Annotated in this window: 13 protein-coding genes; 2 read left to right on the plus strand and 11 right to left on the minus strand. The window is 37.3% G+C overall.

The window, feature by feature from the left end; genetic code table 11:
* Positions 1–28 precede the first annotated feature (28 nt).
* Positions 29–244, minus strand: coding sequence for a hypothetical protein (locus J7I90_RS03205; protein ID WP_095391132.1), 216 nt, complete (start codon positions 242–244; stop codon positions 29–31).
* 296 nt (positions 245–540) lie between these two features.
* On the opposite strand from J7I90_RS03205, the gene J7I90_RS03210 reads away from it, so the two are divergent.
* Both J7I90_RS03210 and J7I90_RS27170 read left to right on the plus strand, forming a co-directional pair.
* On the plus strand, positions 541–1,731 hold the full coding sequence (locus J7I90_RS03210; RefSeq protein ID WP_214768364.1) for an MFS transporter: 1,191 nt from the start codon (positions 541–543) through the stop codon (positions 1,729–1,731).
* A 107-nt stretch (positions 1,732–1,838) separates the two neighbouring features.
* Positions 1,839–2,018, plus strand: coding sequence for an acyltransferase family protein (locus tag J7I90_RS27170; protein ID WP_251025089.1), 180 nt, complete (start codon positions 1,839–1,841; stop codon positions 2,016–2,018).
* A gap of 690 nt (positions 2,019–2,708) precedes the next feature.
* Here the strand turns inward: J7I90_RS27170 and J7I90_RS03215 are convergent.
* The 10 genes from J7I90_RS03215 to galU all read right to left on the minus strand — a co-directional run bounded on the left by J7I90_RS03215 (position 2,709) and on the right by galU (position 14,483).
* The gene (locus J7I90_RS03215; protein WP_214768365.1) at positions 2,709–3,095 is read right to left on the minus strand and encodes a DUF192 domain-containing protein; all 387 of its coding nucleotides are present in this window, start codon (positions 3,093–3,095) and stop codon (positions 2,709–2,711) included.
* A gap of 906 nt (positions 3,096–4,001) precedes the next feature.
* Positions 4,002–5,732, minus strand: a complete 1,731-nt coding sequence (locus tag J7I90_RS03220; protein WP_214768366.1) for a phospho-sugar mutase — start codon at positions 5,730–5,732, stop codon at positions 4,002–4,004.
* Positions 5,733–5,771: 39 nt separating this feature from the next.
* Positions 5,772–5,900 (minus strand): hypothetical protein, encoded by a 129-nt coding sequence (locus J7I90_RS27670; RefSeq protein WP_285289401.1) that lies wholly within the window; start codon positions 5,898–5,900, stop codon positions 5,772–5,774.
* A gap of 113 nt (positions 5,901–6,013) precedes the next feature.
* The gene (locus tag J7I90_RS03225; RefSeq protein WP_251025057.1) at positions 6,014–7,324 is read right to left on the minus strand and encodes a glycosyltransferase; all 1,311 of its coding nucleotides are present in this window, start codon (positions 7,322–7,324) and stop codon (positions 6,014–6,016) included.
* On the minus strand, positions 7,321–7,653 hold the full coding sequence (locus tag J7I90_RS03230) for a hypothetical protein (protein ID WP_214768367.1): 333 nt from the start codon (positions 7,651–7,653) through the stop codon (positions 7,321–7,323). Before J7I90_RS03230 ends, J7I90_RS03225 begins: the two co-directional genes overlap by 4 nt.
* A 175-nt stretch (positions 7,654–7,828) precedes the next feature.
* Positions 7,829–8,833, minus strand: coding sequence for an NAD-dependent epimerase (locus J7I90_RS03235; protein ID WP_214768413.1), 1,005 nt, complete (start codon positions 8,831–8,833; stop codon positions 7,829–7,831).
* A gap of 360 nt (positions 8,834–9,193) precedes the next feature.
* The gene (locus J7I90_RS03240) at positions 9,194–10,375 is read right to left on the minus strand and encodes a hypothetical protein (protein WP_214768368.1); all 1,182 of its coding nucleotides are present in this window, start codon (positions 10,373–10,375) and stop codon (positions 9,194–9,196) included.
* Positions 10,362–11,885 carry a glycosyltransferase gene (locus tag J7I90_RS03245; RefSeq protein ID WP_214768369.1) on the minus strand — a complete coding sequence of 508 codons (1,524 nt, stop codon included), beginning with the start codon at positions 11,883–11,885 and terminating at the stop codon, positions 10,362–10,364. Before J7I90_RS03245 ends, J7I90_RS03240 begins: the two co-directional genes overlap by 14 nt.
* A 371-nt stretch (positions 11,886–12,256) precedes the next feature.
* Positions 12,257–13,576 (minus strand): UDP-glucose dehydrogenase family protein, encoded by a 1,320-nt coding sequence (locus tag J7I90_RS03250; RefSeq protein WP_214768370.1) that lies wholly within the window; start codon positions 13,574–13,576, stop codon positions 12,257–12,259.
* Between the two features lies 1 nt (position 13,577).
* Entirely contained in the window at positions 13,578–14,483 is a 906-nt protein-coding gene (gene galU, locus J7I90_RS03255) for a UTP--glucose-1-phosphate uridylyltransferase GalU (protein WP_214768371.1), read from the minus strand.
* Positions 14,484–15,051: the final 568 nt, after the last annotated feature.

Here is a 15,051-nt window from a genome sequence, read left to right on the forward strand (position 1 = left end):
AGTGCACTCATTATTCCTGCATAACTTTTTATCCTTGTATTTTCCCATTAATGACAACACACTTCCCATTTGTTTGCTTCTTTATCATCCTTCCATCCTTGATGTATACAGTGTAAGTATTATTGACTTTAGCATCTAATTTTGCTAGGTCTCCCGTTATTGCTATGATATTTTTGACAGCTTCCCTCTTCAGATTTTCGATAACTTTCTCTTTCCATTGTTCACGTTTTTTTTCATCAACCATCAGGATCCCATCCTTCTTGTTTGATTTATGTCTTCTCCCTGATATAGAGTATTACATTTTTATTATTTTGTTCCCCTTATGCTTTTCCTTATTAATCCGTTTCAAATTTTTTTTGTTTTCTAACATAGCAGGTTACGGTAAAATGAGTGAATGATTAAGGTACAAGCTTTTTTAGCAGGAAATAATCAATGGTAACTATGCAAGGGTTTTCCTCATAAAAATGTTTTATGTTATGATAGATAGATTGTTTTTCCACCCTGTGACAACTTTTACATTCATCAAGGAAAGAGGTATTTATGCACACCACAGTATTAACCAAGCGGCATTGGCTGCTCATCTTAACACTTACTTTATTAACATTTGTTCTCGGGACAAGCGAATTTGTTATCGTCGGGATCTTAACCGACATTTCTTCGAGTCTCCATATTACAAATGCAAAAGCAGGCACACTCGTTTCTGCGTTTGCCATTACGTTTGCCATTGCCACACCGCTTGTGATGTCGGCAACCAGCCATTTTCCGAAACGGAAATGGATGTTGTTTTTGATAGGTTCGTTCATTATCCTGAATGCTTTGTGCGTGATTTCGACGACCTATGTCATGCTCCTTGCACTTCGGATGATGACTGCGATTGTAACAGGAGTTTTAATTTCTCTTGCCATGATCGTTGCCAGTGAAAACATGCCAATCGCAAAACGTGGACTTGCTATATCATTCGTTTTCGGTGGTTTTACACTTGCAAACGTGATCGGAGTACCAATTGGCACTGTCATCGCTGAAAGGTACGACTGGAATGCAACCTTTCTGTTAACGACTTTTCTTGGAGGTATTGCGTTTTTGGCATCTTTCTTCATTTTGCCTACTATGCACAGTCCATTCCGTAGCTCAATGCGTGATCAATTTTCTTTGTTGACACACCCGCGAATCTTAATGGCTTTTTTCATACCATCGCTTGGTTTTGGAGCGACGTATGCCGTTTATACGTATCTTGTTCCGATCCTGAAAGGAATGGAAGCACCAAGTGGTTCAATCAGTTGGATCTTGTTTGGCTACGGATTCATTTCCATTTTTAGCAACATACTCGCTGGTAAAATTGCCAGCTACAATGCCATCGGACGCCTCCGGTTTGTTTTTCTCGTGCAAGCAGTTGTCCTGATCAGTTTATATTGGACGACAGATAATTTTATCTTTGGCTTGGTTAACATTAGCTTGATGTCATTAATGGCCATCCTTTTAACAACATCTACCCAGCTATATTTGATAGACCTAGCAGGTATTTATCAACCTAAAGCTACAGGATTGGCTGCTTCACTGATGCCTGTGGCAAGCAATGTTGGTATCGCCTTTGGTTCCGCATTAGGCGGAATTGTTTACCATCAGGGAAATTTGATGAGTGTCACATGGGTAGGCGGGCTGATTGCTATCTTGGCAAGTCTTTTAACTTTCCTGAGTCATCGCTTAGACCAGAAACAAAAGCAGGCAGCATAAGATGTTAAAGGATCTACAAACGCCAAGGATAGGTGCTTTCTTGCTGCATGGCTCCCCGTGGAATGAAGGGCAAGGTTAAAAAATCTGGATACATTAACCATTCTTTAATGGCTTTAGGAAAACGTTCATTAACTTTCTATGCTTGGAATGAGACAATGCCCGTGCTATTGCTATCACCAGTAACACTTGATTTAGGAGGGCGTGTGAGTAGAGGTTATAGCTGCTATGATTGCAGTAGGAATTTGGTCTCTTTCTCTCGTTTTGGCGACTTTATTGGAAAAACATAAATCTGAATGGTCCATTTGAAATTTTATTGGGGCGATTAATATATAAACAAAAAATCAAGGCTGTTTTCACATACTTTGTTGCTATTTACCAAGTAGTGAGTTGTTACCCTCCAGATGCTCGCTTTCCGCGGGGCGGGCGGTGAGCCTCCTCGGCGTAAACGCCTGTGGGGTCTCACCTGTCCCGCTGCACCCGCTGGAGCCCCGCACTTCCGCTCCAAAAAAGAGCCATAATCAAAAAGAAAACCGGTCATTTGAGTTCGGTTTCTTTTTTTAAGAAGGCTTTTTTGAATTCATCTACTTCTATGTAGTGAAATATTAAAATTGTAGTTCCTCATTTAGAAGATTTTTTCTATACAGCAATAGATTTTTTGGAGATATTTCTACACTACTCAAAATTTAATAATCATGCTGTCAAACTTCTTTTGAATTCATAACTGAGGAATATGGCTTGGCATAATTTAAATCCACTGGGGGTAGCCTTTGTTAGGAACGGAGAAAAGTTAAATATAAGTTGACCCTTCAAGAAACCTCCCTCTCTAGTTGCATAGGAAAAGGAGCTGCTGAGCTTCCGGTAATGAAGGGAAAACACCATGTTCGTTTAGTAAAACTATTCACAAGCTTCCTAGCATAATCAACATAAATACCCATTTTTAAAATTTCACCTCCAAGAATTAGAGGTGGGGATAGGAATCAATTAAACTTTACATAGTCCCCTTTTTTGATTTGATTCTTTTCAAACCATCCAAGATTCACTTCAATTGCATAATAATAAAAAATTCCTGGATCATAGGTAGGGCAATAATCATCTATACAAGGTTTCATATCAAGTATTTTTAGAATTACCCCATATGAATCAAGAAAAGCGATGGATAAAGGGATAAATGTGTTTTTCATCCAAAATCCACCATATGTTTCTTCTGAAAACACAAATAACATCCCCTCATTTTCGGGTAATTTTCCGACAAACATCAAGCCCTTTTCTCTTTTTCTTTGAGTATCTGCAACTTGAACAGTTAAACCAGTTACCTTGTTTCCACTGATTATTTTTATCACTTTTGTTTTAATTCTATTTTTCATGTTCACTCACCTTCGTAGGGAATAGACCTTTTTTCAAAAAAAGAAAATGTCAATCTCATGAACTTCTTTTAAAAAGACAGCAACTTTCTTTCCCTGCTTTTAAATAATAAAAAGGAAGAAAGTTGGTGATAAACGAATACAGATGAAATAGCTCCATTTAACTTCTAATACTTTATTCCATGGCTTTTAAAATTAATACCCTGTTTTCAATAATCACAGCAACTGTATATAAAAGCATAGGCGTTTTTTGGAGCCAGCGATAATTTCGTGAGCCTGTTCCATATTACAGAAGTATTATTGAAATACGAGCTAGGGAAGCATAATCAAATTAGAAATGTACTTAAAGGTACAAAAATTCACTTAATGTCCAGCCGCGTTTATTATTCCAACCATATAGGACGTTCGTTTTATTGTTAGAATGTTCGATTATGTATGATGTTAAATGTACGTGTCTTAAGACTTTAAAGTGATATTTCAAGGCTTGTCTCATTGGGAAATGCCTCAATATGAACGCCGATGAGGATCCAAAAAAAAAAAAACCTCCCTATTTAGCACCTTTCATAAGGTCCATCCTAGGGCCTGTACAACTGTACTACGTAACGTCATACGGTATCAGCAAGGCTACTATCATAGGGGGATTTGGTGGATTGGAATAGTATATTATATGCTCAATATTCCAATAAGTGTCGAATAGTCATGCATATCCGCATAAGCCCCCGATCCCCTGAACATGTTTGGATAAACCCTATTCAGCCACACTTAATTCGCCCCGCCGGAATTCTTGATTTTTAAGAAGGGTTTTTATGAAAAGGATGGGTGCTATCCATTAATGGACAAAAAAAGGTCAGCATTTCTTGAATGCTGACTCTAGGTTTTTATGAAAATCCTCTGAATGAGGGTACTTCTTTAAAGCATTTTATTGATACTTTTCATAAAGTCTGTCGTAACGGCGGATAATTTTCCCTGAGCTTCCTTCATCGAGCTTCCTTGAACACCGAAATAAAATTTTATTTTAGGTTCTGTTCCGGAAGGGCGTAAACATACCCATGTCCCATCTTCAAGAAAGTATTTTAATACGTTCGACTTTGGGAGTTTGATGTCCTCTTCCCTATTTGTCCCATACATGTATTTTTTACTGCTGAGATAATCCTCTTGAATCACGACTTGATGACCAGAGATTTGATTTGGTGGATTACTCCGGAATTCATTGAGAATCGCTTGAATTTGCTTCGTACCTTCAATTCCTTTTAAAGTCAACGACCGTAAATCTTCCATATAGTATCCATATTTATCGAATACATCCAGTAAACCTTCGTACATCGTTTTACCCTGCTTCTTGTAATAGGCACAGACTTCCACTGCCAGAATAGTAGCCTGTATGGCATCCTTATCACGAGCAAAATCTTTGATCAAATATCCATAGCTTTCTTCATAGCCAAACAGGAAAGAATGTTCTCCACTTGTCTGGTATTCATTGATTTTTTCTGTAATGTATTTAAATCCAGTTAAAACATCTACAGTTTTTAAACCATTTTGCTCAGAAATCGCCCGTCCTATTTCTGAAGTCACGATGGTCTTTAATACGACTCCATTTTGAGGAAGGGTCCCTTTCTTTTGTTTTTGTGAAATTAAATAATCCAAAAAGAGAGCGCCAGTTTGGTTGCCTGTTAATACGACATAATTTCCAGCATTGTTCTTCACGCTAATTCCAAGCCTATCCGCATCCGGATCGGTGGCAATCAATAAATCAGCATTAACACGTTTTCCAAGCTCAATGGCCAATTCAAACGCAGCATGTTCCTCTGGATTAGGCACTTTAACAGTAGGAAAATGAGCATCGGGCAATTCCTGTTCCTTAACAATATGGACATTTCGATATCCTAAATCATGCAAAGCACGTTTTACTGATTTATTGGCTGTACCATGAAGTGGTGTAAACACGAGCTTTACATCGATTTCATCTGCTAACTTTGAATCTTCAGGAATAGTGAGCAAATGCTCGTTATAAGCAGTATCCAGCTCCTCGCCAATGATTTGAATGAGGCCTCTGACCTTTAGGGCTTCTTCTTCCTCCACTACAATGGAAAGCTCACTTTCAATCGCGTTCACGTAATTAATGACTTGATCCACCGCCTCAGGAAGTAGTTGTGCCCCATCTGGACCATACACTTTATACCCATTATATTCAGGCGGATTATGGCTTGCTGTAATGACGATCCCTGCAAATGCACTCAGCTTACGTACAGAAAAAGAGAGCTGTGGGGTAGGGCGTAATTCATCAAATACATAAGCTTTGATTCCCTTTGTGGCCAAAGTCTTGGCTGCTTCCAATGCAAATTCGGGAGATTTATGTCTTGAATCGTAAGCAATTACGACTCCTCTGGATTTTGCCTCATTCCCAAACGATTGAATATATTCAGCAAGTCCTAAAGTCGCTTTACGCACAGTATAAATGTTCATCCTATTCGTACCTGGACCCATTTCCCCTCTCATACCACCTGTCCCGAATTCCAAATTTTTATAAAAGGCGTCTTCAAGTGATATTTCATCATCCTTCATTTCTTCAAGCATTAAACGCATTTCATTATTTAAATTGGGATAACTAGTCCAAATAGTATATAAAGACTTCCAGTCCATGAAAATACAGCTCCTCCTGCCTGTATGTTTTTGCTTTGTTTAACATTTCTTTTGATCGTAATACACATTGCAAGCGATCAATTGAATATGAAGTCTAACCATCGTTCCTAGAGCATTAGCTCCCTTTTCTCGCCCTTCATCCCGTAACGGACGTGGTAGCATCGCCAAATGCGCTACCTCCAAAGTTGTTGGTTACACTCTAATCATTTTACCTACCAATACTTTGGAAGAGTGTCATTTATTCTTCTTTTCCTTCACGCTCTGCTGTTTCCTAACTTGATTTATTTTTTCTTTTTACTCTTTTCCGTTTTCGTTTTTGTTTTCGATTTCTTTTTCATTTCCTTTTTCTTTTCCGATTCCGCTTTGGTTTTCTTTTTCTTTTCCGTTTCCGATTCCGTTTTGGTTTTCTTTTCCGTTTCCGTTTCCGTTTCCGTATTCGTATTCTTTTCCGTTACCGCTTTGGTTTTCTTTTCCGTTTCCGTTTGCGTATACGTTTTCTTTTCCGTTGCATTTTCTGTTTTCACTGTATTTACAAGAGAATATAGTCTTTGTTGCTCAATAATTTGTTTATTGACATCAAATTTTTCTTCAATGACTTTCCGTGCTCTTTCCGTATAGTCGGTCCAAACATCTGGATTTTCTATAAAGAATTGTATGCCTTTCGCTAACTCCAAATCATTTTTTTCTGGCGCTAGGTATCCTGTTCTCTGATGTTCAATTAATTCAGGGATTCCTGCGTGTCGAGTGGAAACGACAGGTAAACCGCTAGCCATTGCTTCTTTTAAGGCATTAGGAATGCCTTCGACATCACCATTATTAGCTGTCTGACTTGCTAGACAGAAGATATGGGCTTTTTTCAATTCGTCCGAAACCTGTTTTGAATCCATAGCTCCTCTAAGAATCACAACATCTTTAAGGTTATATTCTGCAATGGTGGATTTAATTCGTTTCTCATCTTCACCTGCTCCAATAATATGCAGTCTAGCATTTGGATATTGTGAATAAATGTGTTTAAATGCCTTTATAAGAGTTACAAATCCTTTTTTGTCTACAAGTCTACCTACCGATAGAACTCTTATTTCGCCTACTGTAGGAAGAGTGCGGTTAGCATAGGGGAAAAGATCTAATTCGATACCACCATATAATACATGCATATTCTTAGCCGGAATTCCTAACCTTCTTAATCCTTCTGCAAGATATTGGCATACAGGGTAATAGTGTGCACCATGTTTATTTAAAGCTGAATATCGCTTAGCATTTTTTTTGAAAATTTCCGGTCTGTCCGAACCATCTCGTCCTCTAATGCTAACAATCAAAGGAATATTATATTTTTCACATACAGGCAAAATCTCTTGTCCGTGTGATCCGTGATGAGCATGAATGGCTATGATATCTTGTTCTTCGAAGAACTTTTTTAGATCTTTAATTTTGTTTATATTATAGTAGTTTTCAAAGGGGAATTCTGTACGGTCGGTATTGTCGAATGGGCCGATTACGATTGTGCGATAGTTAGTTATTTTTACGATTTGATTATATATAAAACGTTGGTGTGTTTTAATGTTTTCACTTACAAAATAAGCAATGGTTTTCATGCCACCTCAGTCCCTTTAATAAGAAATTTTCTCTTTTCGCGTTCTGCTAAAACTGAAAGTTCATGATATTTGCCTGATTTTTTTAATTTTCCTCGTTCTGCAATTTGTTTCACTTGTTTGTGAAATTCTTGAGGGAACATAGAATCAGCTTTATAAATGTCTTTATATGGCAGATCTTCAAAACAAACTTTAAAGTAGTTTTCAAACAGAGGATTTAATTTGAATAGAGGCTTTTTTGTAGAATTTCGTTTAATGGATGTCATGAGAAAATCTGACAAATTATACTCATTAAGAACTTCCAATGGAGTTTTCATATTTTCAGGATTCAAATTACTTTCTCCTTTTAATAACTTACAAAATTTTTAATCTATATTTTTCACTTGGATTATTCGTCCATATACCCACTCTTTGGTTTTGCATTTTCACATATTAGATTAAACTTTAAATATATTGAACAGTGCTGCCTAATATGCAACATTGAAGTTTGCAAACCCCTTATTTTTCTTATTTATTATACTTTTTGTACCAATTTACAAAATGAGCTAAACCTTCTTCTATTGTTGTTGAAGGGTGGAACCCCACATCAGCATGTAAATCGGCAATATCTGCATATGTCTCCTTAACATCTCCCGGTTGCATTGGTAATAATTCTACTTTTGCCTTTTTGCCAATTAGTTTTTCCAATGTGTTAATGAAATCCATTAATTTTATAGGTTTATTGTTACCGATATTATAAATTTTGTATGGGGCATAGCTTGAACTTGAATCAGGGTTAGATCTGTCCCATCCAATATTATGAACCGGTGGTTTTTCAAGTAACCGGACTATTCCTTCAACAATATCATCAATATAAGTGAAGTCTCTTCTCATATCTCCATTATTAAAAACCTTTATTGTCTTCTCTTCGATAATATTTTTAGTAAAAGAGTAATAAGCCATATCAGGTCTCCCCCATGGGCCATACACCGTAAAGAAACGAAGTCCTGTGGTTGGAATATTATATAAATGACTATACGTATGAGCCATTAATTCATTAGACTTTTTAGTGGCCGCGTATAAACTTACTGGATGATCCACTGGGTCTTTGGTTGAGAAGGGGATATTAGTATTTGCTCCATATACAGAACTAGAGGATGCATAAATTAAGTGCTTTACGTTATTGTGTCGACAAACCTCCAAGATATTGACAAACCCAACAAGGTTGGAATTAACATAAGAATCCGGATTTTCTATGCTATAACGTACTCCAGCCTGGGCTGCTAAGTTAATGACTATATCAATGGTTCTGTCTTTGAATAATTGATTTAATTTTTCTTTATTTGACAAATCCATTTTGTGGAACTCAAAATCAGGGTTTTCTTCTAATATCTTCAGTCGATTGTTTTTTAAAATAACATCATAATAATCATTAATATTGTCTACTCCAATAACCTTGTTATCCAGGGCTAACAAACGTTTTGTTAAATGGAAACCAATGAATCCTGCTGCCCCTGTTACTAAAATGTTCATAGCATTCATTTCAATCCTTTCTTTTACATTAGGATTCTGACACTTTTTAGGAACACTGACTACATTATTTATAAAGTGTGATACTTTCGATTCTTTACACCAACAGAAAAGAATTCATCATTACGGATAAAAAGAGGAAAAAAACTCAAAGTTTTCATTGGAGATAGTTTTACGTTTTATTCGTAACCCACTAATGACATGATATCTTCTTCGCTTAAGCCTCATGAGTTTTTTCACTCTCATACCCGCTGTCAACTAGCACTTACGTAAGTGAGGTTATGCTAAAACCATCTTGGAAACCGGTGAATGCGAAATCATCATCGGTTTTTTATATGCTCGGTTACGGTTAGATAACTATGACTATACAAGGGTATTTTCATTTTCATCTAATGGGATTGGTGTTTTTGTCCATTCAGCATACGTACCGGGATCTATCGCCTTTACTTGTTCTAAAAAGGCATCTAAAAAATTTCTTTCCCGCAGGTCTTTAAATAACTCGAGTGGTCTTTTTTGTTCACGTGAAAAAGAGTACACATGGTCGACTAATTTAAAACCATTCTTGGTTATAATGATATGTCGTAATGGGGCATCAATTTGTTTGAAACCTGATTTTTCCATTGTTTTCAATATATAGAGTAACCGTTTTGTGATGTCCTCAGAAAGTACAGATTGTTTTTTAAGAAACGTATTTAAATCTGGTCCTAATAGATATTCCATTAAAATATAATTGGGTCCTGTTTCAAAGACTTTCGGTATAAAGGGCAAGTCTTGACTTGATAAAAGGACCATTTTTTCCTGATTTGCATGTTCAGTTTTTCCATAAAGTTTGACGCAAGTCTCTTCAGACACTCGATAAACAGCACCTTGATGCCCTTTTCCAATGAGGGTTTGTGTTATGGCACTATCCACTTTCACTCCATTACCTGAACCTCCTGAGAGGACTGGAATATTTCTAAAGTCCAAACTATTTTGATTGAAATAATCCTCCCACTCATTGAAGGTGTCCGGTTCAAGCTTTTTCACTTGAGCTAGGAACGAGTCCTTTAAAAGGATTATTTTCAAATCTCTTAATAATTTTAATGGTACAGGGTGTATCCTTTTGAAGGAATTCACATGGTCAATCACCTTAAGTTCCTCATTACCGACGACAAAAATATGGCGTAGAGGGGCATCTATCATGGTGAACTTTGCTTGTTTTAATTCCTTTAATATATAGAGAAGTTTCTTTACTATAGAATCAGGGATATACGTACAATTTCTCAGATATTCTTTTAAGGTCGGGGCATTAAAATATTCCATGACTATATAGTTTGGTCCTGTATCATATATCAAAGGCATAAAGGGTAGATGTTTTCCAGCTGCAAGAGCTTCTTCCTCCATTTTCGCTTGTATTGGGTCTGAATAGATTTTTACACATTTATCTTCTGAAAGTTGAAAAACTGCACCTTGAGCTCCCATTCCAATCAGCGAATAGCTAGTTGGATTGTGAATTTCCAAAGATTTTTCACCTTTGGTAACAGTAATGGTTTTAAAGTCCTCCATGATCTCCTCCTAACTGCTCATCTATGGCCTGCTGTTGAAATTTTTGAATTTTATAAAGGGCCTTTTTTACTTTTTCGGCTTTCTGAGCCTTTTTCTCTTTTTTATGAGAAGCTATTTTTTCGTCATGATCCTTAGCTCTCTGTTGTACTTTAGCTTTTTTTTCATGTTTATTAGATGCTACAACTTCATCTTTGACTTTATCTTTAGTTTGCCGTTGAAGCTGCTGAAACTGTTTAAGTTGTTGTAGCTGTGGAAGCTCTTGATACCCTTGAAGCTGTTGTAGCTGTTGTAGCTGTTGCATATAAATAAGGGATTTTTTGGCTAATTCGGCTTTTTTTCCAGGCTTTATCCTTTCGCCATCATACTTACCTTGCTGTTGAGACTGTGGAGTCTCCTTAAGGACTTTTTTATCTTCTTGGCGCGGTGTTACTAAATATCGTTTACCTACTTTATAAGGGGCTACAAGTTCATCATAAAATTCAGCTTGTTGTTGAAGTTGTTGGGCGAGGTTAAAGTTTTGTTCTACTTTTTGACGAGCCGCTACTGTATAAGTTTCCCATATCTCTCTGTTCGTCAGCATAAATTCAAGAGCATCTGCCAGTTCATCTACATTGTTTTCTTGTACTAAAACCCCTTCTTTGTTATTAGTTATTAATTCAGGGATGCCGGCATGATTGGTCGAAATCACTGGTACTCCAATCGCCATTGCTTCTTTTAATGTATTAGGTATACCTTCTACATCTCCATCGGCAGATTCTAAGCTCGCGGCGCAAAATATATCTGCATTGGTCATTTGTTTTCGTACTTGATCTTTAGGGAGATGGTTTAATAAGCGAAAAGAGTCACCTAAATTAAGCTGATTTGCCAAAGAAATGAGATATTCTTCAAGCTCCCCTCTTCCGATTATCGTCAAGGTTGCATTTGGAAATTTACCTCTGATTTTTTGGAAAGCTTGCATTAAGATGTGATGTCCTTTTTTTTCCACCAACCTACCGATGGATAAAATGTTTTGAGAGTCCCCTTTATGTGGTGCCCGGTATTTGAATTCTTTAAGGTCAACGCCCCCATATAACACTCTAATTTTTTCTGAAGGACAACCCCAAGCAATTAACCTATCTGCTAAATACTGACAAACTGGGAAAAAACGCTCCCCTCGATCAAATAGCATTTTCATGTTATCTAGATAGCCAATGGGCTGATTGGCTAGGGTTGCATCCCTGCCTCTAATACTTGTTACCAACGGAAGGTTTGTTTCCTCTTTAAAAGGAAGTAATAACATCCCTAATTGGCCATGATGAGCATGTAATAGGGAGATATTATTTCTTTTAACATATTCTTTTGGTGAAAAAACTTCATTGAGATAATGAACCTTCTCATTTAAAAGGGAAAGATCTATCATATACTTAGGTTGTCGTACCATATGAATATAATCATAATCAGGAACTTCTCGAATCTGTGAGATATATTGGGTCGGATCAACTCTTAAGTTCAAATGCATAACTGTGTGCAAATAAATGATCTCCTTTCATGCATGGTAAATTAATTTCCTGGACCTTTTCAAGTATATTATGCAGGACTCTATAGGTACGCATGGACTAATAACATACAGTAAAGCTAAATGGCTTAGAGTATGCGCTTTGTCTAATACAAAAGGATTGAAGTAAGTGCCATGACACAAGATCATTTGCAAACAATGATAATAAAAATAACATGTTATAGTTGATGTTGATCTAAGGTTTAATGGTTCATGAAGATTTTTCTTATATTTTAGAAATATAAAAAAGCACCCAAGAGGGATCAAAGGTGCTGCATTTCCAGTTTGAACCTAATATAGGTTTTCAAAAAAATCATGTCTAAGTTAAAGAAAAAAATTTTTTCGCTTTATGTCTTTCCAATAACAATTGCCGGTCTTCCTATTGGGTAATATTCAATTTTATTGCACTCTCTGATTCGGTCTTCTTCAAGACAATTTCTACCATCAAAAACGATTGGCCGTCTCATTGTTGTCATCAATGTTTTCAAATCTAAATGTCTAAACTCTTTCCATTCGGTAACAATAAATACAGCATCCGCATTCTCTGCCGCTTCACGGACTGTGCTGGCAAATCTGATTGTATTCCCTAATATTTTCTTCGCATTATCCACTGCAACCGGATCATAAGCGACCACTTCTGCTCCAAGTTTTGTTAATGAACGCGCAATTTTGATTGATGGTGCTTCCCTCATGTCGTCTGTCTCTGGCTTGAAAGCTAGACCAAGCATTGCAACTTTTTTCCCTTTTAAATCTTCTAATCGATTTATCGCCTTCGTTACAAGGAGCTCCTGCTGAAAATCATTGATCGCTACTGTTTCTTTTAACAGGGAAAAATGTACTCCATTTAAATTGGCAGCATGAAGCAACGCCTTAACATCCTTTGGAAAACAAGATCCTCCATAACCAATGCCGGGCTGTAAAAAAGCTTCTCCGATCCTTTTATCTTTTCCCATTCCCTTTGCTACATCTTTAACATCTGCACCCACTACTCCGCATAAATTGGCAACTTCATTGATAAAGCTAATCTTGGTCGCCAAAAAGGCATTAGATGCGTACTTAATCATTTCCGCACTTCGAATGCTTGTTAGTATAAATGGTACATTTAATGGACGATACATTTCTTGCACTTTCTTAGCAGCCTCATCATTTTCTGAACCGATTATGATTCGATCTGCTTTCATCGTATCCATGACGGCAGACCCTTGTCTTAAAAATTCAGGATTTGATACCATATTAAAGGTAACACGTTCGTTACAATGTTCTTCAATGATGCTTTTAATAAAATCATTCGTACCAACAGGCACAGTACTCTTTATAACGACTACTGAACTCTGTTCCAGGTTAGCAGCAATATCCTTCGCGGCCTGCACAATATAAGATAAATCTGCTCCCCCATCCTCCATTTGCGGTGTTCCTACGGCAATGATGATAATCTCGGCACCATTTAGCGCTTCTCGATGAGATGTAGTAAATAGCAGTCTACCCGCTGCAGCATTTTGAGCAAGCAAATTCTCCAAACCAGGTTCATATATTGGAGAAATCCCTTGACGTAGGCTTTTAATTTTCTGTTCATCTGTATCGATACAAATGACATTATGACCTATTTCTGACAAACAAACACCAGTGGACAGCCCGACATAACCTGTACCCAAAACAGCTATTTTCATATTATTCAAGCTCTCTCTTTATAATTTGTAGGTTTTCTTTCTTATTTACATCCCTTAAATAGGAAAGTACCTCGTCTCTTATATCATCCCTGCGCAAAGCAAAGTCTATTGTTGCCTTAATGAATCCAACTTTATCACCAATATCATATCGGTTTCCCTCAAAGTTATATGCTAATACAGCCTGCTGTTTATTTAGCTCATTAATGGCATCAGTAAGTTGTAATTCATTACCATGTCCAACCGGAAGCTTGGAAAGCGTTTCAAAAATCTCGGGTCTAAAAACATAACGCCCCATTATCGCATATCTGGAAGGCGCCTCTTCCCTTTTCGGTTTTTCAACCAAAGAATCTATATGAAAAAGGTTTGGCTCAATCATTGTCCCTTTTGGCTTAATAATTCCATATTTACTGACATCCTTTTCCGGAACATTCTGAACAGCTACGACTGAACTGTTGCAATACTCAAAAACACTGATGATTTGTTTCAGACAGGGTGTATTAGACATAACGATGTCATCCCCTAACAAAACGGCAAAAGGTTCATTTCCAATGAAGCTTTTAGCACAGAGAATTGCATGTCCTAACCCCATCGGCTCCTTTTGGCGGACGTAATAGATATTTGCCAAGCTGGATATTTTCTGAACTTCCTCTAAAATATCAAGCTGATTTTTTCTTAAAAGTGCATCTTCCAACTCATAGGATTTATCAAAATGATCCTCTATTGATCTTTTTCCTCTACCGATTATGATAATTATTTCCTCTATGCCCGAAGCTACTGCTTCTTCAACAATATATTGAATCGTTGGTTTATCAACAATCGGCAGCATTTCCTTAGCCTGAGCTTTTGTAGCAGGCAAAAATCGGGTCCCTAGACCTGCGGCCGGAATAATGGCCTTTCGAATTTTCATAAGCTGCCTCCCTCTTGTCATTCATTAATCCTTTATATGCAATAGGACAACTTACGGTCTAGTTAGTAGCCCAATTCGTCCATTTTTATTTAACAGGGACCAGTAGGCTATATATGGAAGAATTCCAATCTGGCTGTGGCCGGGCGTCTCAGCCTGTCGGTTAGTTCCCTTTAAAAACTCCATTACACTTTTTATGTAATGGAGTTTGAAATGATCGATATACGGTTTGGATAAACCAATGTGGAGCTTTTTGCGGTATAGTAGCCTAAATGATTTCCTTTTCTCTTTCTTTGAAAAACTCCATTGCAGGATCAGTTTTTTGTTTAATTTTAAAGGCTCTTTTCGTAAAGGTTGTTGTTTTTAAAACGAAACGATCTAAGGTTGATTGGAGCGGAAGTGCGAGACTCCTGCGGGAGTGGCGGGACAGGTGAAGACCCCACAGGCGTTTACGCCGAGGGGGCTCACCGCCCGCCCCGCGGAAAGCGAGCATCTGGAGGGGAAATCAACCACACCTCACTACTTGGTAAATAGCAACAAAGTATGTGAAAACAGCCTTAATAAATGATCA

Origin of the sequence: Bacillus sp. ISL-57, assembly GCF_018613135.1 — a bacterium.
GTDB classification, from domain to species: domain Bacteria; phylum Bacillota; class Bacilli; order Bacillales; family DSM-1321; genus Peribacillus; species Peribacillus frigoritolerans.

Coding starts and splice junctions, on each gene's coding strand:
- J7I90_RS03215 (WP_214768365.1), bottom strand. CDS start 3,095: ATGAAAAATAGAATTAAAACAAAAGTGATAAAAATAATCAGTGGAAAC.
- J7I90_RS03250 (WP_214768370.1), bottom strand. CDS start 13,576: ATGAAAATAGCTGTTTTGGGTACAGGTTATGTCGGGCTGTCCACTGGT.
- J7I90_RS27170 (WP_251025089.1), top strand. CDS start 1,839: ATGGCTTTAGGAAAACGTTCATTAACTTTCTATGCTTGGAATGAGACA.
- J7I90_RS03220 (WP_214768366.1), bottom strand. CDS start 5,732: ATGGACTGGAAGTCTTTATATACTATTTGGACTAGTTATCCCAATTTA.
- J7I90_RS03205 (WP_095391132.1), bottom strand. CDS start 244: ATGGTTGATGAAAAAAAACGTGAACAATGGAAAGAGAAAGTTATCGAA.
- J7I90_RS03235 (WP_214768413.1), bottom strand. CDS start 8,833: ATGAACATTTTAGTAACAGGGGCAGCAGGATTCATTGGTTTCCATTTA.
- J7I90_RS03240 (WP_214768368.1), bottom strand. CDS start 10,375: ATGGAGGACTTTAAAACCATTACTGTTACCAAAGGTGAAAAATCTTTG.
- J7I90_RS03210 (WP_214768364.1), top strand. CDS start 541: ATGCACACCACAGTATTAACCAAGCGGCATTGGCTGCTCATCTTAACA.
- J7I90_RS03225 (WP_251025057.1), bottom strand. CDS start 7,324: ATGAAAACCATTGCTTATTTTGTAAGTGAAAACATTAAAACACACCAA.
- galU (WP_214768371.1), bottom strand. CDS start 14,483: ATGAAAATTCGAAAGGCCATTATTCCGGCCGCAGGTCTAGGGACCCGA.